Genomic DNA, 21,096 nt, shown 5'->3' on the forward strand with positions numbered 1-21,096 from the left:
AACCATGAGGATAGCGCTATGACGATCACGACGTGCCTTTCTTCCAACCGACTGTGGCCCATCCGCTCCGTGCTCGGCATCGCCACGGCCCTCGCCCTTGCCGGCACCGCCACGCCGGCGGCGGCCGGGACCGAGGCACCGTGGTTTCCCATGAAGGTCTACGACGCGTCATCCGGCACGCCGAAACCGGCGGACTACACGCCGCTGCCGAAGGCCGAAAAGCCCTACAGGCTGTGCGTGCTGTTTCCGCACATGAAGGATAGCTTCTGGGTCGCGGTCGCCTACGGCATCGTGAAACAGGCCGAAGCGATGAACGTCAACATGAACCTCTACGAAGCCGGAGGTTACGAGAACCTGCCCAAGCAGCTTTCGCAATTCGATGACTGCATGGCGAGCGGACCGGACGCGATCATCGTCGGCGCGATCTCCGGCGCGGGGCTCAGCAAGAAATTCGAGGAGGCCAAGGCCAAGGGCGTGCCGGTGGTCGGCGTCACCAATCCGCTGCCGCCGAACGCACTGCCTGCGGCCAACTATGTCGATTTCGTCGCCATGGGCGAAGTCACCGGCGACGGCCTGCTGGCGCAGACCAAGCCCGGCGACAAGCTCAACATCGTGACATTCCCCGGTCCGGCCGGCTCGGGCTGGGCGGAATCGTTCAATGAAGGGTTCAAGAAGGCCATCGCCAAGAATTCGAACGCCAAGATTCTGGCCGAGAAGTTCGGCGACTCCGGCGTCGCGGTGCAACTCCAGTTGATCCAGGACGCATTGCAGGCCTATCCCGCCATGAACGTGATCTGGGGCACCGCTCCCACCGCCGAAGCTGCCATCGGCGCGGTCGCCGAGGCCGGCCGAAGCGACCTGAAGATCGTGTCGTCCTACGAAAACCAGGCCATGCTCGACGCGCTGAACCGCGGCGACATCCTCGCCTTCGCTACCCAATATCCCGTCGGCGAAGGCGCGATCGCGATCGACCAGGCGGTGCGTCTGATCGAGAAGAAGCCGGTCATGAGCCTGGTCCAGCCGGTGGCCACGATGATCGACAAGACCACGGTGCCGAAATTGCAGATGGATCTCGTGCTGGCGCCCGGAAGCTGGACGCCGGTCTATTCGGTCAAGGCCAAGTAGGCATGGTCAAGCAGCCGGCCTGAACGGTCGAGGCGGGAGCGTGCTCCCGCCTGCTGGCTCGCGGCCAACGGAGAAGCGGATGAACGTCGAGATCGACCCGAGGCCGGCCGAGCCCTTGCTTCAGTTGCGGGGGATATCGAAGCGATTCACCGGCGTCCGTGCGCTCGACCGCGTCGACCTCGATGTCCGTGCCGGCGAGCTTCACGTCCTGTTCGGCGAGAACGGCGCCGGCAAGTCGACCCTGATCAATGTCGTATCCGGCACGTTTCCCCCTGACGAAGGCACGTTCCGTTTCGGCGGCGAGGAGATCCGGCATCTGACGCCGCAGCGCGCGCGAGAGACCGGCATCAGTCCGGTGTTCCAGGAGTTCTCGCTGATCCCGAGCCTCACCGTGGAAGAGAACCTGTTCCTTGGCCGCGAAATCACGCGCGGCGGAATGTTGCGTGCGCGCGAGATGCGCAAGCGCGCCAGGGCGCTGATCGACGAGCTCGGCTTCGATCTCAACCCCGCGCAACGGATCGACGATCTGTCCCGCGCGCATCAGCAGATGGCCGAAATCGCCAAGGCGCTGCTCGGCCGCGTCCGCCTTCTGATCCTCGATGAGCCGACCGCGTCGTTGACCGAACGCGAAACCGGGCGGCTGTTCGAGCTGATCGCGCGCCTGAAGAGCCAGAATGTCGGACTGATCTACGTCTCGCATCGCATGCGCGAAATCCGTGCCCTTGCCGACCGTGTGACCGTGCTGCGCGATGGCCGTCACATCCGGACTCTCGATGCCGCAAAGTCGACTGACGGCGAACTCGTGGAACTGATGACCGGCCGCACGATCGACCTGCTGTTTCCCACCATCGCCCATCAGCCGGACAAGGTGATGGTCGACGTCGAGAACCTGACGCTCGCCGATGGCAGCGTCCGTGAGGTCAATTTCCATGCCCGGGCCGGCGAGATCACCGGCATCGCGGGCCTCGTCGGTTGCGGCAAGTCGGAGCTGATCCGCGCAATCTACGGCATCGAGCGCGCGTCAGCGGGCGCGATCCGGATCGACGGCGCGCCTTACGAATCTCCAAGGCCAAGTCATAGCCTCAAGCGCGGCGTTGCCTACTTCCCCGCCAACCGGATCGCCGAGGGGCTCGCGCTGTCCCGTCCGATCCGCGAGAACGCATCGATGACCGGGCTCGACCTGCCCGCCTTCGCCCGCTTCGGCGTCATACGGCAGGCCGCCGAACGCGTGACGATCGCGGGCATCATGACGCAGCTGCAGCTGAGGCCGCCGAACATCGAACGGAGCGCCGGCGCCCTGTCGGGCGGCAATCGTCAGAAGGTGATGCTGGGACGCGCGCTGACGCGCGAGCTGACCGTGTTCCTGTTCGACGAGCCGAGCGTCGGCATCGACGTCGGCGCCAAGCTCGAGGTCTACGAGTTCATGAAGCGCCTCGTCGAGGCCGGCGCCGCCGTGATCGTGGTGTCGTCCGAACTGCCCGAGGTGCTGGCGCTGTCGAACCGGCTCTACGTCATGCATCAGGGCCGCATCGCCGCCGAGCTGACGGGCGCCGCGAAGACCGAGCAGAATGTGCTTTCGAGCTTCTTCCGCGATCATCTCGCCACGGAGGTCGCATGAACACGGCCCTGGTCGCCACAGCGCCACGGGGCTTGGTCAGCCTCCGGTCGATCGCAGGCCGTATCGGGTTGCTGCCGGCGCTGCTTGTGGTGCTCGTGGCCGGCATGTCGGCGGTCGATGCGCAGTTCTACGGCATCATCAACGTCCTCAACATCCTGCGCAACGCCTCGCTGCTGGCGATCGTCGCCTGCGGCCAGGCGCTGGTCATCATCGCGGGCGGCTTCGATCTTTCGGTTGGCGCGGTGGTCGCCCTGGCGAGTGTCGTCACGGCCAAGACCATGGCGGCCACCGCGGCCGCATTCCCCGGCTCCAACGTCCTCATCATCGCAAGCGGGGTCGCGGCCGGGCTCGGTTGCGGCGTCGCGGTCGGGCTCGTCAACGGCTTCTGCGTGGCCAAGCTCAAGGTCTCCGGCTTTGTGGTGACTCTGGGCACGATGTCCGCCACTGCCGGCGTCGGCCTCATGATCACCAACGGCATCCCCGTTTACGGCATGCCGGAGGTATTCGTGAAGGGCTTCGGACGCGCCCAGGCATTCGGTCTGCCGACCGCCGCCCACGTCGCGCTGATCGTGATCCTGGTGATGGTGTTTGCACAGCGACGCACGCTGTTCGGCCGCTACGTCTATGCGATCGGCGGCAATGTCGACGCCGCCGTGGTGTCGGGCGTGACGATCCAGCGCCATATCGTGGGCACCTACGTGGTCTCGAGCGTCCTTGCGGCATTGACCGGCATCCTGCTGACGGCACAGGTCGGCTCCGGCCAGGCAAGCTTTGGCGGCGACCGGATGATGCTGCAGTCGATCGCCGCCGCCGTGATCGGCGGCGTCAGTCTGCGCGGTGGCGTCGGGCGCATCGAGATCGTCGCCATCAGCGCGCTGTTCCTCACGATTCTGGGCAATGCACTCAACCTCCTGCACGTCGACTCGCGGCTTCAGCCGGTCTTCCTCGGCGTCATCATGGTCGCAGCCGTGGCGCTCGACGAACTCAGCCGAGGGAGCAAGTCGCGTGTCTGATCTCGAATTGACCGTTGCCGCCAAGGACACCGACCGGCCGAAGCTGACGCTCGGCCATAGGCTCTGGAGCGCGGTCCTGCCGGTCGCATTGGCAGTGCTGTTACTCGGCTTCGCCGCGGTCAACCGCGGAGTGCTGTCGCCGGCCAATCTGCTCAACATCGCACAGCAGACCAGCTATCTGGCGCTGTTCGCGATGGCGCAGACCGTGGTCATCCTGACGCGCGGCTTCGACCTTGCCCTTGGCCCGACGGTGTCGATGGTCAGCGTCGGCAGCGCGCTCGCGATGGCCGGCGCCACGGCGTCCGGTCACGGCGCGGGGGCTGTGCTGCTCGCCGGGCTCGGCGCCGGCTTCGCCCTCGGCATCGCGTGCGGTCTCTTCAACGGCGTGGTCGTCGCACTGCTCGGGGTCAACCCATTCGTCGCAACCCTCGGCAGCTACAATATCGCGATCGGGATTGCGACCACGCTTTCGGCCGGACGGCCGGTGCAAGGCGTGCCGGCACCGTTCTCGCAGATCTTCTACAGCGGCAGCACCTTCGGGGTACCGGCGGCGATTGTGATCACCGTCGCGGTCGGCATCGCGCTTCATCTGCTACTGGCCCGCACCGTGTTCGGCCGGTCGCTCTATCTGATCGGCACCAACCCGCGTGCCGCGGCGGTCGCCGGCATGCCGGTCAAGCGCATTTTGGTCGCGACCTATGTGCTGTGCTCGGGACTTGCCGCGCTCGGTGCGATCATGATGACGGCGCGAACCGGATCGGGTGAACCGAACCTCGGCGGCGCGCTCTCGCTGCAGGCGATCGCCGGTGCCGTGGTCGGCGGAACGAGCCTGGCGGGCGGCCGCGGCGGTGTCGGCACCGCCGTGCTCGGCGCCCTGTTCATCACCATTCTCTCCAACGGCATGAACCTCACCCGGATCGACGGATACGTCCAGATGGTCGTGCTCGGCGCGATCGTCATCATGGGCGTGCTGCTGGATCGCCTGCGGCAGGAGCGGCGGCAATGATGTTAGGCTCTCCCATCGAGAACATCCCGGTCGGACCGCGCGATGCGCCGGCATCGATCTATCTCGCGCCCTCGCTCGCCGCCGCACTCGGTGCATTGAGCGAATACGGTGCCGCTGGCGCTCCCTTGGCCGGCGGCACATGGATCATGCGATCGCCGATCCGGCACGAGCCGCTCAGGACCCATTATGTCGCCATCGGAAGGATCGCCGAGCTGACCGCGGTTCGGATCGGCAGCGATGCCATCGAGATCGGCGCGGCGGTCACGCACGCGGCGCTTGCGACGGCCTTGGCCGACCTTCCCGAATTTGCCGGCCTCGCAGCAGCCGCCGGAGGCTCCGCCAACCCCGCGATCCGCGCAATGGCGACGATCGGCGGCAATCTCGCGACGTCGGAATTTTCCGCGGCGGATTGCGTGCCGGCGCTACTCTGTCTCGATGCCGATGTCGAGATCTCGGGCCGCGACGGTCGCGAGCGCATCGGCCTGGCGCATTTCCTCGCAATCCGATCAACGCTCGCGCCCGGCCGCCTGGTGACACGGATCATCGTGCCTCGGGCGGAGCGCAACACGGCCCATGCCCGCCTGCCGCTGCGCCGAGCGGGCGATTATCCGGTCGCCATCGTCAGCCTTTCGGTCCGCGTCGATGCGGCGGACCGCGTCCAGGCGGCGCGGATCGCGGTCGGATCGGTCGAACCGAGCGCGCGCCGCTGGCCTCGCCTTGAAGCGGCGCTGATCGGACATCCGCTCGACGCCGCAGCAGCGGCGCGTCGTGCGGCCGAACTGACCGACGAGTTCATCGGCCGCGACAGCGTCGATGCGCCGGCCTGGTATCGCGTCAGCGTGCTGCCCGGCCTCGTCCGCCGCGCCGCGATCGCTGCACTTGGCTCATGAACGCGCGGAGATGACATGGGATTCAGCCTGACCGTCAACGGCGATCGCCTATCCTGCGCGGCCGATCCTGCCACCCCGCTGGTCGATATCCTGCGCGAAGAGATGCATCTGACCGGCGCGAAGCCTGTCTGCCGCGAGGGCTTTTGTGGCGCCTGCATGGTGCTGATCGACGGCGAGCCCACGCCTTCGTGCCTGCTGCCTGCTGCGCTGGCCGATGGCCGCGAGATCCGCACCGTCGAAGGCCTTGCACCTCTGGGAATGCTGAACCGCATTCAGGCCGCGCTTGAGGCCAGCGATGCCGTCCAGTGCGGCATGTGCTTTCCCGGCATGGTGGTGAGCTTGACGCATTTCCTGACGACCCGGCCGGATGCCACCCGTGACGACATCCTGATGGCGCTGACCGGAAATATCTGCCGCTGCACGGGCTATGAACGCATCGTCGAGGCGACACTGCTCGCCTTGGCCTCGGCATGATCGGGGGCGCAAGGATGTCAGACGTTTCCGCGACGATGGATCTGCGCCGGCGTGACGCCGCCGACAAGCTGCGTGGCCGCACCCGCTACACCATCGACCGGTATCTGCCGGGCATGCTGCATGCTGCGGTGCTGCGCGCCGGCGTGCCGGCGGGGCGGATCATTCGTCTCGATACGTCCAGAGCGGCCCGCATGCCGGGCGTGCGTGCGATCGTGACGGCGGCCGATGCGCCCGGCATGATCGGGATCGGCATCGCCGATCACCCGCTGTTCGCCCGCGACGTCATCCGCTACGACGGCGAGCCGCTCGCCGCGGTCGCAGCCGCCACATTGGCGCAGGCGCAGGCCGCACTCGCGGCGATCGACGTGGAGATCGAGCCGTTCCCCGCAGTCTTGACTATGGCAGATGCGCTGGCATCTGGCGCGCCACTGGTTCATCCGGACTGGCGCAGCTATGAGGTCTTGCTCGAAGGCAGCGCGCGCGGCGGCAACGTCGCCTGGGAGGCGACCGTCGTTCGCGGCAACGTCGATGCCGCCTTTGCCCGGCCCGACGTCGAGATCGTCGAAAGCTGCTTTCGCGTCGGCCGGCAGAACCACGTCGCCTTCGAACCGCGCGCAGTCGTCGCGAGCTACGAGGATGGGCGCTTCCACATCGAGACCTCAACGCAGGTTCCCTGGAGCGTCCGCAATGCGACCGCGCGCCTGCTGGGCGTACCGGCATCACAAGTCCGCGTCACGGTGCCGCCGGTCGGCGGCGGCTTCGGTCTCAAGTTCGATCTGGCCGTTGAGCCTTTCGCCGCCCTGCTCGCCCGCGCCAGCGGCCGGCCGGTGCGCCTCGTCAATTCGCGCGAGGAGGAGATGCTGACCTGCCTGTTCCGCGAGAACGCCGATATCCGCATCCGCTCGGCGGTGACGCGCGCGGGCGATATCGTGGGGCGCGAGGCCGTCGTCCTGATGGACTGCGGCGCCTATGGCGGCGAACAGATCTTCCTGACCACCATGACCGCGCACACGCTCGGCGGAAACTACAGGCTTGGAAGCGTACGCATGGTGTCGCGTGCGGTCTATACCAACACGGCGCCGAACGGCGCCTTCCGCTGCTGCAACGGGGTCTACAACACCTTTGCGCTGGAGCGCCACACCGACGAGATCGCGGCAAGGATCGGAATGGATACGCTCGCCTTCCGCCGCCGCAATGTGCTCGGCGACAAGGATCTCGGCGCCACCGGCCAGGTGTTCGAAGGCGACGTGCTCGGCCCGATGCTCGAGCGGATGGATACGCTGCGCGATGCGGCAGCGCCGCCGCCGGCGCGCACCGACGGCCGGCTCCATGGACGCGCGACCACCGTCGGCACCTGGTTTGTCTTCGTCGGACCATCGGCGGCGACGGTGAACATGAATGCCGACGGCACGGCGACGCTGGTCACGTCCGGTGTGGAGATCGGATCCGGCTCGATGATGCAGAGCCTACCGCAGATCGTGGCCAGCACGCTCGGCATTGCCCCCGAGCATGTGATCGTCCGCGCCGCTGATACCGATGCAGCCGGTTATGACGTCGGCGTCGGCGGCGGCCGCACCACCGTTTCGCTCGGCGCGGCCAGCCTGTCGGCAGCGCAGGAGGTACGCACGAAACTCTTGAAGGTCGCCTCCGAGATGATCGAGGCTGCGCCGGATGATCTCGTCATGCGCGACGGCCGAATCGAGATCGCCGGCGCGCCGGGCTCCGGCCGTACGGTAGCGGAGGTCGCGACCCGTGCCCAGGCGCTGGCTGGCCCGGTGTCCGGCACCGGCGCGTTCACCGGCGCCGGCGTACCGGCGATGCCGGGCTGCGTCGCCGGACATTTCATCGACGCGATCGACATCCCCGTCTTCGCGGTCCACGACTGCGAGGTCGCCGTCGATCCGGAAACCGGACATGTCGAGGTGCTCAGCTATCGCGTGGTGCAGGACGTCGGCCGCGCGCTGAACCCGCGCGCCATCCATGGCCAGATCCAGGGCGGTGTCGTGCAGGGGCTGGGTTACACGTTGCACGAGGAAGTCACGATCGGCAGCAACGGCCGTGTCTGCCAGAGCGGTTTCGAGACCTACCGCGTGCCGCTGGCGCTCGATGTCGTGCCGGTGGAGATCAGCCTTTACGAGGGTGCGCCGTCAATCGGACCGCTCGGCACCAAGGGTGCCGGCGAGGTGCCGATCCTGAATGTCGGAGCGGCCGTCGCCTGCGCGGTTGCAAACGCCACCGGCAAGCGCGTCCAGGCACTTCCATTGACCCCGCCACGCGTGCTCGAACTCCTGCTCGATCGCAAGCAGGATCTGACCCTTCCCCACATTGCCGATGCGTGGGCCGACAATCTGACACGTTCGCATCAGACATCTCCCAAGACATAGCAACAAGCCGGCCGGCGGTGTCGCTAGACCCAGCCGCCGTCGACGATATGGCTCTGGTTGGTGCAGGCGCCGCTGTCGTCGGCGGCGAAAAACAGGACGACACGGGCGATGTCGTCAGGCACGAGCTTGCGCTTGAGACATTGGCGCTGCATCAGCTCGGCCACACCTTCGGGCGTCAGCCACAGATCCTGCTGCCGCCGGGTCATGATCCATCCGGGCAGGATGGAGTTGACCCGCACGTTGTGCGGCCCGAGATCGCGGGCCAGCGCGCGGGTCAGGCCCTGCACCGCTGATTTCGCCGTGGTGTAGCAGGGCATATTGCCCTGACCGATCACCCAGCTCACCGAGCCGATATTGACGATCGAACCGCCTCCTGCCCTTTTCATGTCGGGTGCGACCGCCTGGGCGCTGAAGAACTGGTGCTTCAGGTTGACGGCGATCCGCTCGTCCCAGAATTCGGGCGTCACGTCCTCGATCGCGTGACGGTCGTCGCGCGCCGCATTGTTGACCAGGATGGTGATCGGCCCGAGCGCCTCGCGGATGCCGGCAACCGCGCGTCGCAGCGCGGCGATGTCGCGCAGATCGGCGTGCTCGAAGTGCACGCCGGCATGCGCGCCCAAATCGGACAGCAGCTGCTCCGAGGACGTCACATCGATATCGATGAATCCGACCCGCGCGCCCTGGCTGATGAACTGGCGGACGATGGCCTCGCCGATGCCGGAACCGCCACCGGTTACCAGGACGGTCCGGTCCTTGAGGCTTGGATAGATGGCACCCTGCATTGGCATTCTCTCGCTTTGGCGCCTGAAGCGCGTCGGTTGCGTTGCTGCGGCTCAAGGCAAGAGCCACGGCTCCCGAGGTTCACTCGGTCGTCTCCATGTGGTTTCGGTCCACGACCCGCAGCGTCCGCCGCACCATGCCGTCGACAATTGTCGCCGACTCGCTTGGACGCACATGGATGGCGGTGGACTTGAGCAGCCACGGCAACACCGCCTGCTCGAGCCGCTCCTCATAGGCACTGCGCATCATGTCAAACGCCTCCAGGCCGGGACCTGCAAGGATCACATGGTGCGGGCGCAACACCGAGATCGTCGTGGCCACCGCCTCGGCAAGCGCGTAGCCAGCCTGCCGGAATAGCTGTTCGAGACGGGGATCGCCGGCGCGTGCCCGCGCGCGCAACAGAGCCATCTGCGCCTCGGATGGTTGCTGCGACACCGCCGGCGGCAGATCGAGAAAGGTGCGGGCGTCGCGGTAGAGCGCATAGTCGGCGAGATGGGCCTCGATGCAGCCGCGCTGACCGCAGCGGCATTGCGGACCGTTCGGCGTCAACTTGACATGGCCGATCTCGCTGCCCGCGCCGGCACCCCAGCGCGCTTCACCATCGACGACGATGCCCATGCCGATGCCGTGACCGACCATGAGCGTGGCCGTGAGGCCCTGCGCCAGCGCCGGCTCGGCCGCCACGAGGGCCAGCGCCACCGCGACCGCATCGTTCGCCATCACGACTTCGACGCCGAATGCCTCGCGGACCGGCGTCGCCAGATCGACGTCGGTGATCGACAGCGCCGGGCTCCACAGATGCCGGCCGGCGTCGGCATCGACGATGCCCTGCAGCGCAATCCCGATTCCCAGCAGCCGATGCCGCGGCGTGGCCGTCTCATCGAGCATGGCCTCGATCTGCGCGATCACGAGATCGCACAACGCGCCTGCATCGAGCCCACGCGTCGTGAGTTCGAGCCGCGATTGCGCCAGGGCAGCGCCGCTGAAGTCGGCGATCAAGGTCTCGATCAGGTTCATGCGGAGCGAGATGGCAATGATGCGGCCAAACTCGGGGTTCAGGGTCAGCAGGACCGCCGGCCGGCCGCGGCGGCGGCCGCTCAGCCCATCCGCATCCTCGTCGTCGGCATCGTCCGGCAACGACGTCGCGGCATCCGTCTCGGCTTCGCACAGCAGGTCTTCCGCCATCAGCTTCGACGTGATGGCCGAAATGGCCGGGAAGCTCAGCCCGGTGCTGCGGGCGAGTTCGACGCGCGGCAATGGCCCCTGACGCCGCAAGACTTCGACGAGACGGCCGCGGTTCGATCCGCGGGCCAGACTTGAAGCACGTCTCAGCGGTTCGGACTGCTCATTCATGCCGGCTTTTTTAATTCGCTTGATGAAATTATTCAACGGATACAACTCAGATGTTGGCCAAAAAGCGTCAATAGCGGCGGAAATACATCACCTTCTCACTATTATTACGTGAGGTCCTAGACATGAACATCCTTGACTGGACATTTTGTCGCGCTAATTTATTAGTTACGTGAATAAAATAAGGCGTGAAAAGCGCCGGGCGTGAAATCCCCTCACCGGGGGTGTCGACAGGGAGGTGCATATGAATGACTCAATGAAAAGATTGATCGTGCCGCTGTTGGCGGGCGCAGCCGCGCTCGCGATGGTAACGGGGATAGCACAGGCGCAGCAGAAAAAGACCATCGCGCTGGTGACCAATGTCGCGGCCGACTTCTGGACCATCGCCGGCCGCGGGCTTGAGAAGGCGCAGAAAGAGCACCCGGAATACAATATCGAGCTGATCGTCACCAACGAAGGCACCGCGGCCGGCCAGCGGCGCGAGCTGGACGACCTCTTGGTGCGCGGCGTCGCCGGCATCTCGATCTCGGTCGACGATGCGCCGCATGCAACCGAAGAACTCAACAAGGTCGCGGCCAAGACCGTGCTGATCACCACGGACAGCGACGCGCCGCAGAGCAACCGTCTCGCCTATATCGGCACCGACAACGTCGCGGCCGGGCGACAGGCCGGCGAGGAGATCAAGAAGGCGCTGCCGAACGGCGGCAAGATCGCGCTGTTCGTCGGAACGATGGATGCCGACAACGCCCGCGAGCGCGTACAGGGCATCAAGGAATCGATCGCCGGCACCAAGGTCGAGCTGGTCGACGTGTTCACCGACCAGGTGGACTTTGCCAAGGCCAAGGCGAACATGGAGAACGTGCTCGTCAAATACCCTGATATCGCACTGCTCTCCGGGCTGTGGAGCTACGAGACCCCGCTGATCTATGATGCGGTGAAGGCTGCGGGCAAGGCCGGCAAGGTGAAGATCGTCGGCTTCGACGAGGACCAGCGGACGCTGCGGGGCATTTCCGACGGCACGATCGAATCCACGGTCGTGCAGCAGCCCTACGAGTTCGGCTATCTCTCCGCCACCAACATCATCAAGACGCTGAACGGCGACAAATCCTGGATTCCGAAGGACAGCAAGCTGATCGTGCCGACCAAGGTGATCACCAAGACCAACGTCGCGGAGTTCGCCGGGCAATTGAAGGAACTGCTGAAAAAGTAACTTCAGTCGGCTTCACCGCCCGGCCGCCACAGGCCGCCGGGCGGGCTGCAGGAGGACATGTCGAATGGCGGAAACGCTGCTCGAACTCAGCGGAATCAGCAAGACCTATCCCGGAGTCAGGGCACTCGACGACGTCAATTTGCGCGTCTGCCGTGGCGAGGTGCTGGGCCTGATCGGCGAGAACGGCGCCGGCAAATCGACGCTGATGCGCGTGCTGGCCGGCGTGATCGCGCCGAGCGCGGGCGTGATCCGCATCGGCGGCAACGACCACGCAAGGATGACGGTGAACAAGGCGACCCTCGCCGGCATCGCCTTTGTGCACCAAGAGCTGAACCTGTTCGAGAATCTCGACGTCGCGGCCAATGTCTTCATCGGGCGCGAGAAGCTCGCCGGCGGCCCGCTGAAGCTCGTCGACAATGCGGAGATGCGCGCCCGCGTGACGCCGCTGCTGGAACGGCTGGGCGCCGATTTCACGCCGAACACGCTGGTCGACAATTTGTCGATCGCCGAGCGCCAGATGGTGGAGATCGCCAAGGCGCTCTCGATCGACGCCCGCGTGATCATCATGGACGAGCCGACCTCCAGCCTGACCATTTCGGAGACGGAGCGGCTGCTCGAGGTGATTGCCGACCTGAAAGCGCACGGCATCTCGGTGATCTACATCTCTCACCGGCTCGGCGAGATCATGAGCTGCGCCGACCGCGTCGTGGTGCTGCGCGACGGGCGCACCGTCGGCGAATTGACGCGCGGCGAGCTGAGCCATGCCGCAATGATCCGCCTGATGATCGGCCGCGACCTGAAGGCGCTGTACACGCCGCCGGCGCACACGCCGCAGCCGGGCGGCTGCGATATCGCCGGCGTTGTGACGACGGCCTTTCCCGACCGGCAGATCGACCTTTCGGTGCGGCGCGGCGAGATCCTCGGCCTCGCCGGGCTCGTCGGCGCGGGCCGCACCTCGCTTGCCCGCGCGGTGTTCGGCGTCGACCCGCTGCTGGGTGGCGAGATCAGGATCGACAACACGCCGGTCGGCGTCGCCTCGCCGCGCGATGCGATCAGGCAAGGGATTTACCTCGTGCCGGAGGATCGCAAGAAGTCCGGGCTGGTGCTGGAGCTGCCGATCCGGGAGAACGTGACGCTCGCGAGCCTGCTGGATCATGCGCGGATGTGGCTGGTCAACGGCGGATCCGAGCGCAAAATCGCGAAGGAACAAGCGAGGCGCCTGTCGATCAAAGCGCCGAGCATCGACATCGAAGCCGTGACGCTCTCCGGCGGCAACCAGCAGAAGGTGGTGCTGGGCAAGTGGCTCTCGATGCAGCCGCGCGTGATGTTCTTCGACGAGCCGACCCGCGGCATCGACGTCGGCGCCAAGAGCGAGATCTACGCCCTGATGCGCAGCCTCGCCGACCGGGGCGTCGCCATCGTGATGATCTCATCCGACATGGAAGAGGTCATCGGCGTCTCCGACCGGGTCGCGGTGATGCATGAAGGCAGCGTCAGCGGCGTCCTCGAGCGCGACCAGTTCAGCGAATACAACGTGTTGAGGCTGGCGGTCGGCCAGGCGCTCGAAACCCTGGAGATCGCTGCGCCATGATGAAGAAGGAACTCGGCCTGTTCTTGCTGCTGGCGGTGATCTCCGCCATCACCGGCGCGATCAATCCGGCCTTCCTGTCGTTCGTGAACCTGCTGAACATGGCCAATTTGATCGGCCTGTTCGGCGTGTTCGCGCTGGGCGAAGGATTAGTCATCATCACCGGGGGCATCGATCTTTCGCTCGGCTCGATGTTCGCGCTGCTTGGCGTCGTCTTCATCGACCTGCTGACGACGTATCAGGTGCCCTGGCCCTTCGCACTGATGCTGGTCTTGATGGGCGGGCTGGCGCTGGGCGGCATCCAGGGTTTCCTGATCACCCGGCTGAAGATGCAGCCCTTCATCGTGACGCTGTGCGGGCTGCTGATCTATCGAGGCGCCGCGCGCTACTACACCAGCGATTCGACCCGCGGCTTCGGCTACGGCGACGAGGCCAGCACGCTGAGCAACATCGCCTCCGGCAATATCGCGGGCATTCCGAACACCTTCATCTTCCTGATCATCCTTGCGGTGGTCCTCGGCGTGCTGCTGCATCGTTCGGTCTACGGACGCTGGCTCTATGCCGTGGGCAAGAACGAGGAAGCGGCGCGCTACTCCGGCATCAGGACGAATCTCGTGATCGCGACCGCCTATGTCATCAGCGGCGGCCTCGCCGGCGTTTCGACCGTGTTGTTCGTGTTCTATACCAACTCGGTCTCGCCGAGCTCCTTCGGCAATTTCTACGAACTCTATGCGATTGCAGCGGCCGTCCTCGGCGGCTGCAGCCTGCGCGGCGGCGAAGGCTCCATTCTCGGTATCGTGCTGGGGACGGCGCTGCTGCAGGTGCTGCAGAACCTCGTGAACATCCTCGGCATTCCGAACTCCCTGAACTTCGCGGTGATGGGAACCGTGATTCTGATCGGCGTGCTGGCGGATCAGCAATTGCAGGCCCGTCGGCGACGCAAGGCGGCGCTCGCCGGGCTCGCCCGCACGGCACCGCGATCAAAGGAAACCACAATCCTGCAAAACGCCTCTCCGCGCGGCGCGGCAGCGTTGCCGACAAGCGCGGGCGATCAGGCTTAACTCGATGACGAAGAACCGGGATCGGGAATATGACCGCGGCGACTTGGGTAGAGGGACAGGGGAAGAGTTCGATGCGCAAGACTGATCAAGCATCCGACGTTCGCGTACATGTCGGCGCTGTGGGCCGAGCCCGGCCGCGGGCAGACCTCATCACCGTCCTGAATGGCTTTGGTGCGCGTGGATTTTCTATCTCAAGTTGACGGGTCGCTACACTGACGGGGGCGCGTTCCAGGCTGAAGGGCTTTGGGCCGGAACGCGACACAAAAATGGACAAAGCCGGGGACGCTGGGAGTGCAGAAAATGTCACTTTGGTCTGTAAACACCGCGCGTGCATGCGGCGTGGGGATCGCTCTGTTATCGTTGTTCGACGGCGGCGCGCATGCAGCCGATCTCTTAACGAAGGCTCCGCCTGTGCCTTACACGGAGACCGATGATTTCTGGACACGACCGTATCTGTTCGGTGATCTCGGCAGGACGCAGCTGAAGGAGCGAGGTATCTCGCTGGCCCTGACGCTGGGTGATGAAGCCGTCACCAACCTGTCAGGCGGCAACAGGAACACCGGCGCCAACGCCGGACAGCTGTTCTTCCAGGCCAAGTTCGACATGGCGAAACTAGCCGGCATCCAGGGCGGCACGGTCGGCCTCACGCTGGTCGATCGCTTCGGCCGCAACCTGAATGACGAGGCAGGCATTCCGGCCTTGCAGCTGACCAACGAAGTGTTCGGCCGCGGCAACATCCTTCGCCTCACCGAACTCTACTACTCGCAGAAACTGTTCGATGATCGCCTTGAACTCAAGGGCGGCCGTCTGCCGGTCGGCTCCGACTTCTTCTTCGGCCTGTGTGAGTTCATCAACCTGACGTTCTGCGGCGGTCAGCCCGGCAACATCCAGGGTGGCTACATCTACAACTGGCCGGTGAGCCAATGGGCCGGTGTCGCACACTACAACTTCACCAAGGAATGGCAGCTTTCGGTCGGCGTCTACGACGCCAATCCGAACTATCTGACGACGTCGGACTCCGCGACCTACTTCCTGCCGGGCGTCCCCGGATCGAGCCGGGCCTCCGGCGTGCTGGTGCCGGTCGAGGTGGTCTGGGCGCCGAGCGGTCCGCTGAACGGGACCTGGCGCTTCGGCGGCTGGTATGACAGCGCGTCGACGATCGACGGCGGCCTTCCCGGTATCATAGCGATCGCCCCCGGCATCGGCGGCGTCTCGGACCAGAATCTCGGCGATCAACGCGGCCGCTATGGCATCTATGAATCGATCCTGCAGCGACTGACCGTCGAAGGTGCAAAGGCACAGGGTTGGTACATGTTCCTCAATACGACCGTCGCCGATCACCGGACATCGTATCAGGATTACCAGGTCGCTTTGGGCTTCAGGCACACCGGAACGTTCTCCTGGCGGCCCGAAGACGAAGTCGGTTTCGCGGTCGGTACGACCCACGTGAACTCGGCTGCGCTCACCCTGAATGCGGGCGGAAACGAAGTTCCGATCGAAGCCTGGTACGGGTGGCAGGCGACTGGCTGGATGAATCTCAAGTTCGACGCCCAGTACGTGATCAATCCCGGCGGGCGCGGCTACAATGCCGCCGGCATCAAGACCGAGAATGCCTGGGTCCTTGGTCTGCGCACGCTGGTGCACTTCTGATCGGGAGGGGTTGCCAGCATGTCTGAGCGAAACCAGCCATGGTAACCCCTCACGACGCCGGGCTCGCGGTCCTTGAGTTGAAGGGCATCGGCAAGGAGTTCGGCGCCATTCGCGCGTTGCATGGCGTCGACCTGCGCGTTTCTCCCGGCGAGGTGGTCGGCCTGATGGGCGACAACGGCGCCGGCAAGTCGACGCTGGTCAAGATCATCGCCGGCAACTTCCCGCCAAGCCACGGCGAGATCCGCTTTGACGGCAAGCCGGTTCATTTCGCCCGGCCGATCGATGCCCGCGCGATCGGTATCGAGGTGGTCTATCAGGACCTCGCGCTCGCCGACAATCTCACGGCGGCGGCCAATGTCTTCCTCGGCCGTGAGCTCACGCGCAAGGTTGGTCCGTTCGCGTTGCTCGACCACAAGGCGATGGCAGCCCGCGCGCTGGAGCTGTTCGGCGAGTTGCGCTCGGAGACCCGGCCGCACGATCTCGTCAAGCAGATGTCGGGCGGCCAGCGTCAGGCGGTCGCGATCGCACGGACACGGCTGTCCAATGCCAAGCTCGTGATGATGGACGAGCCGACGGCCGCGATCTCGGTCCGCCAGGTCGAGCAGGTCCTGAGCCTGATCCATCGCCTGAAGGAACAGGGCGTCGCGGTGATGCTGATCTCGCACCGCATGCCCGACGTGTTCGCGGTCTGCGACCGCGTCGTCGTCATGCGCCGCGGCGAGAAGCGCGCCGACAAGGCGATCGGCGACACCAGCCCCGAGGAAGTCACCTCCCTCATCACGGGAGCGAAGGAGGCTGCGTGATGGCCACGCCCCTGGACTCTCCCATCACCTTCACCAATGTCAGCAAGGCCAAATGGTGGCAGAGCGGCTTGTTTGCCTCGCAGACCGGCTACGTCCTGCTCGCGCTGATCGCGCTGGTCGTGGTGATGAACTTCGCCAGCCCCTATTTCCTCACCGAGGGCAACATACAGAATGTGGCGAAGAACTTTTCCTTCATCGCCATCGCCACGCTCGGCGTGACCTTTGTCATCATCACAGGCGGCATCGATCTCTCGGTGGGCTCGGTGATGTGCTTCTCCGCGATGATCACTTCGATGGTCATGACCCACATCTCGACACCGGGCATGCCCGGCGCGGACTGGTTCGTGCATCTGGCCGATGACGGCAAGACCGTGATCGCCAATCTGCCCGGATTGATCCTGCTGGTCTCGATCCTGGCAGGACTCGGCGTCGCGCTGATCGTCGGCCTCGTCAATGGCTTCTGCATCGCGGTGCTCGGGCTATCGCCTTTCGTCACCACGCTCGGCATGCTCTCGATCGTGCGCGGCCTCGGCTACGTCGTCTCCAACGGCCGCGGCAGCTTTCCCAGCGGCCCCGAAGCGAGCTATTTCTACACGCTGACGTCGGGCGTCGTATTCGGCATGCCCGCGCCGTTCATCTACCTCGTCGTTCTCGCGGTAGCGATGGCGGTCGTGCTGCACCACACGAGCTTTGGCCGCCACGTCTTTGCCATCGGCGGCAATGAGAAGGCGGCGGCGCTGACCGGCATTTCGGTCGTGCGGGTGAAGATCGAGATCTACGTGATCTGCGCGCTGGCGGCTGGTCTGCAAGGCATCATCATCTGCGGCTGGCTGGGATCGGCGCCGGCAAACATGGCGACGTCCTACGAGCTCAACGTCATTGCGGCCGCCGTCATCGGCGGTGCCAATCTCGCCGGCGGCGCCGGCGGTCCGCTCGGAGCCATCGTCGGCTGCGTGCTGCTCGAGGTGATCCGCAACGGCCTCGTGCTCGCGCAGGTCAACTCCTACTGGCAGCAGACATTGGTGGGCGTGATCATCATCGCAGCGGTGCTGGTCGATCGCCTCCGCTCGCGCATGGCCTGAAGAGTTCGTCCCCGGAGGATCACCAATGTCCGCCTATCCGCCTCCGGGAGCCGCTGATTTCAAGGAATAGGCACAAAAACAATGTGGAGGGAAGCAATGAGGAAGACACTTCTTGCCGCCGCGGTCGTCGCCATGATGGCGACGCCCGGCTTTGCCCAGAGCTACAAGTTCGTGATCGTGCCCAAGGCGATGAACAATCCGTTCTTCGATTTCGCGCGCGACGGCTGCCAGAAGCGCGCCAAGGAGCTCGGCAGCATCGAATGCATCTACAAGGGTCCTGTCGAGCACGAGCCGGCGACGCAAGCGCAGATCATCCAGGATTTCATCACCCAGAAGGTGGACGGCCTCGCCATCTCGGTCGCCGACGTTGCCGCGATGACCAAGTCGATCGAGGCGGCGACGGCGGCCGGCATCGCCGTCATCACGTTCGACTCCGATGCGCCGGGTTCGAAGCGGATTGCCTATATCGGCACCGACAACAAGGAGTTCGGCATCGCGCTCGGCAAGCAGTTGCTGACGCTCCGGCCCAATGGCGGCAAATACGCGATGATCTCCGGCGGACCGGGAGCGGCCAACCTCGCCGAACGCGTCGATGGCGTCCGCGAAGCGCTCAAGGGCTCGAAGTGGACCGAAGTCGCGGGATCGCCGACCTTCTGCAACGACGACCCTGCGCTGGGCGTTCAGCAGATGACCGATCTGCGCACCGCAACTCCCGACCTTGCTGCGATCATCCCGGTCGGCGGCTGGCCGATGTTCGCGCCGGAAGGCTTCAAGGCATTCGCCAGCAAGAGCAAGAAGGAGATCGACGCAGGCAAGTTCACGCTCGTCGTGGCCGACACCCTCAGGATGCAGCTTGAGCTTCTGAACGAGGGTTATGCCAACGGACTGATCGGCCAGCGCCCGTTCGAGATGGGCGAGAAAGCGATGGATACGCTGCTTGCCATCAAGAAGGGGCAGAAGGTGCCGGATATCATCCACACCGGTCTCGACGTCGTGACCAAGGACAACGTTGCGGCGATGCTGAAGTAGCAGCCCGGAGGCCGCGTCGCCTATTCGCGGAAAACTGCGGCTCGGCGCACAAACGGTGCCCTTAGTAACGGGGGAAGGCTACCGCGCCTTTCCCCACACCGACCAAACCTACGATATCTGCTGGGTACGTTCTCGAGCGTTGAGCGCGACGGCCTTCCGACCTACAGCAACCGGATAGATGAGCTACAAAGCGCAGAGCCCGCAGAAGGGATTTCTCCGGCGATCGCTTTTTTCAAAATGCCCGCGGCTTGCGTAGAAGATTCTTTCATCTAGCATTGATGCAGATATTTCATTTGAACGAGAGTTCTGCACATGAACGACATCCAAACGCTTTCGGCGGTCGCGCCTCGCCGCCTCGATGCGATTGATCGCAAGATCTTGCGGGTTCTCCAGGAAGACGCATCGCTATCGGTCGCCGAGATCGGCGAGCGCGTTGGACTTTCCTCGACCCCTTGCTGGAAGCGCGTGCAGCGTCTGGAGAACGAGGGGGTCATCACCGGCAAGGTCGCCCTCGTCGACCAGAACAAGATCGGTCTGGGTCTGTCGGTCTTCGTGTCCGTCGAGAGCGACGACCACTCCGACACGTGGCTGAGACGATTTGCGTCGGTCGTCAGCGCGATGCCCGAGGTGATCGAGTTCTACCGCATGGCCGGCGACATCGACTATGTCCTGCGCGTGGTCGTCGCTGATATGCAGAGCTATGATCTGTTCTACAAGAAGCTGATCGGCGCGATTGCGCTGAAGAATGTGACCTCACGCTTCGCAATGGAGAAGATCAAGTCGGTGACCGCCCTGCCTGTCCCGGCACTCGCACCAGCGTAGTCAAACGTGGCGTACGAATGACGATCAGATCGACGCACTTCGCGCGATAGGAGGGTTCGGGCCACGCGCGCGCAACTCTCGCCAGGCCGCGCTTCGCTTGCCTCGTCGGGCCAATCGATGCATCGTCATCATCCGGCTCCTCAAAGGGACTATCGATGCGCTTGCTCCTGTGGGCTCTCCTGCTGCTGCTTCCCGCGCAGGCTTCCGCCGCGCCGCTTTGGCAAACCCTTCCGCCGACGCCGCCCGCTGTCTCCGGTGAACGCAGCGGCCATGCCAAGGTCAATGGCATCAGCCTGTACTACGCAACCATCGGCCACGGACCGCCGGTCGTCCTGCTCCATGGCGGACTTTCCAATTCGGACTACTGGGGTCATCAGGTCAAGGCGCTCGCCCGCCGGCACATGGTGATCGTCGTGGACAGCCGTGGCCACGGCCGCAGCACACGTGACGACCGCCCCTATGGATACGACCTGATGGCCGATGACATCGTCGCGCTTCTCGATGCGTTGCATATCGCCAAGGCCGACGTCGTCGGCTGGAGCGACGGTGCCATTCTCGGGCTCGATATCGCACTCCGTCATTCAGACCGTGTCGGAAAGGTCTTCGCGTTCGCTGCCAACACGGTGACGTCGGGTGTCCAGGAGGGCGTGGAGAAAGCCCCTGTGTTCGCGCGCTTCATCGAGCGAGCCCGCGGCGAGTACGCCAAATTGTCCGCCACACCGAAGGATTACGACGCCTTCGTCACGCAGATCACCAAGATGTGGGAGACCGAACCGAACTGGACTGATGATCAGCTACGTTCGATCAAGGCGACGGTCCTGGTGGTGGATGGCGATCATGATGAGGCGATCAAGCGCGCTCACACCGAATATATCGCCGCCACCATCCCGAACGCCGGGCTGCTGATCCTGCCCAACGTCAGTCATTTCGCCTTCCTGCAGGATCCCGCATTGTTCAATGCGGCCCTTCTGCATTTCATCGATGGCAACTGACAGACCGACCGTCGGGAGCACAAAATCGCCAGAAATGGTGGACGAGCGCACCAATTCGCAGCCTTGGTAGCGGGAGAGGGACTCGAACCCCCGACCCCAGGATTATGATTCCCGTGCTCTAACCAGCTGAGCTACCCCGCCACAGGCTCGCGATCGGCGGCATGGAGCCGCGGGGGCGAACGCGCGGCATATAAAGAGGGGCATGCTCGCCTGTCAAGC

At 64.9% G+C, this 21,096-nt stretch carries 18 protein-coding genes and 1 tRNA gene; 16 read left to right on the plus strand and 3 right to left on the minus strand.

The annotated features are described in order from the left end of the window. Nucleotides 1-18 precede the first annotated feature (18 nt). The 7 genes from torT to BraRD5C2_RS15820 all read left to right on the plus strand — a co-directional run bounded on the left by torT (nucleotide 19) and on the right by BraRD5C2_RS15820 (nucleotide 8,510). On the plus strand, nucleotides 19-1,125 hold the full coding sequence (gene torT / locus BraRD5C2_RS15790; protein ID WP_223969630.1) for a TMAO reductase system periplasmic protein TorT: 1,107 nt from the start codon (nucleotides 19-21) through the stop codon (nucleotides 1,123-1,125). Between the two features lie 79 nt (nucleotides 1,126-1,204). After that, complete coding sequence (locus BraRD5C2_RS15795; protein ID WP_223969631.1) at nucleotides 1,205-2,743, plus strand: sugar ABC transporter ATP-binding protein; 1,539 nt, start codon at nucleotides 1,205-1,207, stop codon at nucleotides 2,741-2,743. Beyond that, nucleotides 2,740-3,756, plus strand: coding sequence for an ABC transporter permease (locus BraRD5C2_RS15800; RefSeq protein WP_223969632.1), 1,017 nt, complete (start codon nucleotides 2,740-2,742; stop codon nucleotides 3,754-3,756). The genes BraRD5C2_RS15795 and BraRD5C2_RS15800 overlap by 4 nt, the downstream gene beginning before the upstream one ends. Continuing rightward, entirely contained in the window at nucleotides 3,749-4,762 is a 1,014-nt protein-coding gene (locus BraRD5C2_RS15805) for an ABC transporter permease (protein WP_223969633.1), read from the plus strand. The genes BraRD5C2_RS15800 and BraRD5C2_RS15805 overlap by 8 nt, the downstream gene beginning before the upstream one ends. After that, the gene (locus BraRD5C2_RS15810; RefSeq protein ID WP_223969634.1) at nucleotides 4,759-5,652 is read left to right on the plus strand and encodes an FAD binding domain-containing protein; all 894 of its coding nucleotides are present in this window, start codon (nucleotides 4,759-4,761) and stop codon (nucleotides 5,650-5,652) included. The genes BraRD5C2_RS15805 and BraRD5C2_RS15810 overlap by 4 nt, the downstream gene beginning before the upstream one ends. A 15-nt stretch (nucleotides 5,653-5,667) precedes the next feature. Continuing rightward, nucleotides 5,668-6,126, plus strand: coding sequence for a (2Fe-2S)-binding protein (locus tag BraRD5C2_RS15815; RefSeq protein WP_223969635.1), 459 nt, complete (start codon nucleotides 5,668-5,670; stop codon nucleotides 6,124-6,126). 14 nt (nucleotides 6,127-6,140) lie between these two features. Beyond that, nucleotides 6,141-8,510 (plus strand): xanthine dehydrogenase family protein molybdopterin-binding subunit, encoded by a 2,370-nt coding sequence (locus BraRD5C2_RS15820; protein ID WP_223969636.1) that lies wholly within the window; start codon nucleotides 6,141-6,143, stop codon nucleotides 8,508-8,510. 23 nt (nucleotides 8,511-8,533) lie between these two features. Here BraRD5C2_RS15820 and BraRD5C2_RS15825 read toward each other — a convergent pair whose 3' ends face one another. Both BraRD5C2_RS15825 and BraRD5C2_RS15830 read right to left on the minus strand, forming a co-directional pair. Beyond that, nucleotides 8,534-9,292 (minus strand): SDR family NAD(P)-dependent oxidoreductase, encoded by a 759-nt coding sequence (locus BraRD5C2_RS15825; RefSeq protein WP_223969637.1) that lies wholly within the window; start codon nucleotides 9,290-9,292, stop codon nucleotides 8,534-8,536. A gap of 79 nt (nucleotides 9,293-9,371) precedes the next feature. Next, a complete protein-coding gene (locus BraRD5C2_RS15830; protein WP_223969638.1) occupies nucleotides 9,372-10,643 on the minus strand; it encodes an ROK family protein in 1,272 nt (423 codons plus the stop codon). A 241-nt stretch (nucleotides 10,644-10,884) separates the two neighbouring features. Between BraRD5C2_RS15830 and BraRD5C2_RS15835 the strand changes: the two genes are divergently transcribed. The 9 genes from BraRD5C2_RS15835 to BraRD5C2_RS15875 all read left to right on the plus strand — a co-directional run bounded on the left by BraRD5C2_RS15835 (nucleotide 10,885) and on the right by BraRD5C2_RS15875 (nucleotide 20,877). After that, on the plus strand, nucleotides 10,885-11,850 hold the full coding sequence (locus BraRD5C2_RS15835; protein WP_223969639.1) for a sugar-binding protein: 966 nt from the start codon (nucleotides 10,885-10,887) through the stop codon (nucleotides 11,848-11,850). Between the two features lie 64 nt (nucleotides 11,851-11,914). Further along, entirely contained in the window at nucleotides 11,915-13,441 is a 1,527-nt protein-coding gene (locus tag BraRD5C2_RS15840) for a sugar ABC transporter ATP-binding protein (protein WP_223969640.1), read from the plus strand. Then, nucleotides 13,438-14,499 carry an ABC transporter permease gene (locus BraRD5C2_RS15845; protein WP_223969641.1) on the plus strand — a complete coding sequence of 354 codons (1,062 nt, stop codon included), beginning with the start codon at nucleotides 13,438-13,440 and terminating at the stop codon, nucleotides 14,497-14,499. Before BraRD5C2_RS15840 ends, BraRD5C2_RS15845 begins: the two co-directional genes overlap by 4 nt. Nucleotides 14,500-14,799: 300 nt before the next feature. Then, complete coding sequence (locus BraRD5C2_RS15850; RefSeq protein WP_223969642.1) at nucleotides 14,800-16,149, plus strand: carbohydrate porin; 1,350 nt, start codon at nucleotides 14,800-14,802, stop codon at nucleotides 16,147-16,149. 38 nt (nucleotides 16,150-16,187) lie between these two features. Next, nucleotides 16,188-16,952: an ATP-binding cassette domain-containing protein gene (locus BraRD5C2_RS15855; protein ID WP_223969643.1), complete on the plus strand. Its 765-nt coding sequence runs from the start codon at nucleotides 16,188-16,190 to the stop codon at nucleotides 16,950-16,952. Beyond that, nucleotides 16,952-18,034, plus strand: coding sequence for an ABC transporter permease (locus BraRD5C2_RS15860; protein WP_223969644.1), 1,083 nt, complete (start codon nucleotides 16,952-16,954; stop codon nucleotides 18,032-18,034). The genes BraRD5C2_RS15855 and BraRD5C2_RS15860 overlap by 1 nt, the downstream gene beginning before the upstream one ends. 96 nt (nucleotides 18,035-18,130) lie before the next feature. Continuing rightward, nucleotides 18,131-19,063 (plus strand): sugar-binding protein, encoded by a 933-nt coding sequence (locus BraRD5C2_RS15865; RefSeq protein WP_223969645.1) that lies wholly within the window; start codon nucleotides 18,131-18,133, stop codon nucleotides 19,061-19,063. A 312-nt stretch (nucleotides 19,064-19,375) separates the two neighbouring features. After that, the gene (locus BraRD5C2_RS15870) at nucleotides 19,376-19,885 is read left to right on the plus strand and encodes an Lrp/AsnC family transcriptional regulator (protein ID WP_223969646.1); all 510 of its coding nucleotides are present in this window, start codon (nucleotides 19,376-19,378) and stop codon (nucleotides 19,883-19,885) included. A gap of 155 nt (nucleotides 19,886-20,040) precedes the next feature. Next, nucleotides 20,041-20,877, plus strand: coding sequence for an alpha/beta fold hydrolase (locus BraRD5C2_RS15875; protein ID WP_223969647.1), 837 nt, complete (start codon nucleotides 20,041-20,043; stop codon nucleotides 20,875-20,877). A 64-nt stretch (nucleotides 20,878-20,941) separates the two neighbouring features. Here BraRD5C2_RS15875 and BraRD5C2_RS15880 read toward each other — a convergent pair. Next, nucleotides 20,942-21,018, minus strand: a tRNA-Met gene (locus BraRD5C2_RS15880). Nucleotides 21,019-21,096: the final 78 nt, after the last annotated feature.

Source organism: Bradyrhizobium sp. RD5-C2, from assembly GCF_019972155.1.
Classification (GTDB): domain Bacteria; phylum Pseudomonadota; class Alphaproteobacteria; order Rhizobiales; family Xanthobacteraceae; genus Bradyrhizobium.

Excerpts from the sequence above, each read along its gene's own strand:
- torT (WP_223969630.1), top strand. The coding sequence starts at position 19 with ATGACGATCACGACGTGCCTTTCTTCCAACCGACTGTGGCCCATCCGC.
- BraRD5C2_RS15795 (WP_223969631.1), top strand. The coding sequence starts at position 1,205 with ATGAACGTCGAGATCGACCCGAGGCCGGCCGAGCCCTTGCTTCAGTTG.
- BraRD5C2_RS15800 (WP_223969632.1), top strand. The coding sequence starts at position 2,740 with ATGAACACGGCCCTGGTCGCCACAGCGCCACGGGGCTTGGTCAGCCTC.
- BraRD5C2_RS15810 (WP_223969634.1), top strand. The coding sequence starts at position 4,759 with ATGATGTTAGGCTCTCCCATCGAGAACATCCCGGTCGGACCGCGCGAT.
- BraRD5C2_RS15815 (WP_223969635.1), top strand. The coding sequence starts at position 5,668 with ATGGGATTCAGCCTGACCGTCAACGGCGATCGCCTATCCTGCGCGGCC.
- BraRD5C2_RS15820 (WP_223969636.1), top strand. The coding sequence starts at position 6,141 with ATGTCAGACGTTTCCGCGACGATGGATCTGCGCCGGCGTGACGCCGCC.
- BraRD5C2_RS15825 (WP_223969637.1), bottom strand. The coding sequence starts at position 9,292 with ATGCAGGGTGCCATCTATCCAAGCCTCAAGGACCGGACCGTCCTGGTA.
- BraRD5C2_RS15830 (WP_223969638.1), bottom strand. The coding sequence starts at position 10,643 with ATGAATGAGCAGTCCGAACCGCTGAGACGTGCTTCAAGTCTGGCCCGC.
- BraRD5C2_RS15835 (WP_223969639.1), top strand. The coding sequence starts at position 10,885 with ATGAATGACTCAATGAAAAGATTGATCGTGCCGCTGTTGGCGGGCGCA.
- BraRD5C2_RS15840 (WP_223969640.1), top strand. The coding sequence starts at position 11,915 with ATGGCGGAAACGCTGCTCGAACTCAGCGGAATCAGCAAGACCTATCCC.
- BraRD5C2_RS15845 (WP_223969641.1), top strand. The coding sequence starts at position 13,438 with ATGATGAAGAAGGAACTCGGCCTGTTCTTGCTGCTGGCGGTGATCTCC.
- BraRD5C2_RS15850 (WP_223969642.1), top strand. The coding sequence starts at position 14,800 with ATGTCACTTTGGTCTGTAAACACCGCGCGTGCATGCGGCGTGGGGATC.
- BraRD5C2_RS15855 (WP_223969643.1), top strand. The coding sequence starts at position 16,188 with ATGGTAACCCCTCACGACGCCGGGCTCGCGGTCCTTGAGTTGAAGGGC.
- BraRD5C2_RS15860 (WP_223969644.1), top strand. The coding sequence starts at position 16,952 with ATGGCCACGCCCCTGGACTCTCCCATCACCTTCACCAATGTCAGCAAG.
- BraRD5C2_RS15865 (WP_223969645.1), top strand. The coding sequence starts at position 18,131 with ATGAGGAAGACACTTCTTGCCGCCGCGGTCGTCGCCATGATGGCGACG.
- BraRD5C2_RS15870 (WP_223969646.1), top strand. The coding sequence starts at position 19,376 with ATGAACGACATCCAAACGCTTTCGGCGGTCGCGCCTCGCCGCCTCGAT.
- BraRD5C2_RS15875 (WP_223969647.1), top strand. The coding sequence starts at position 20,041 with ATGCGCTTGCTCCTGTGGGCTCTCCTGCTGCTGCTTCCCGCGCAGGCT.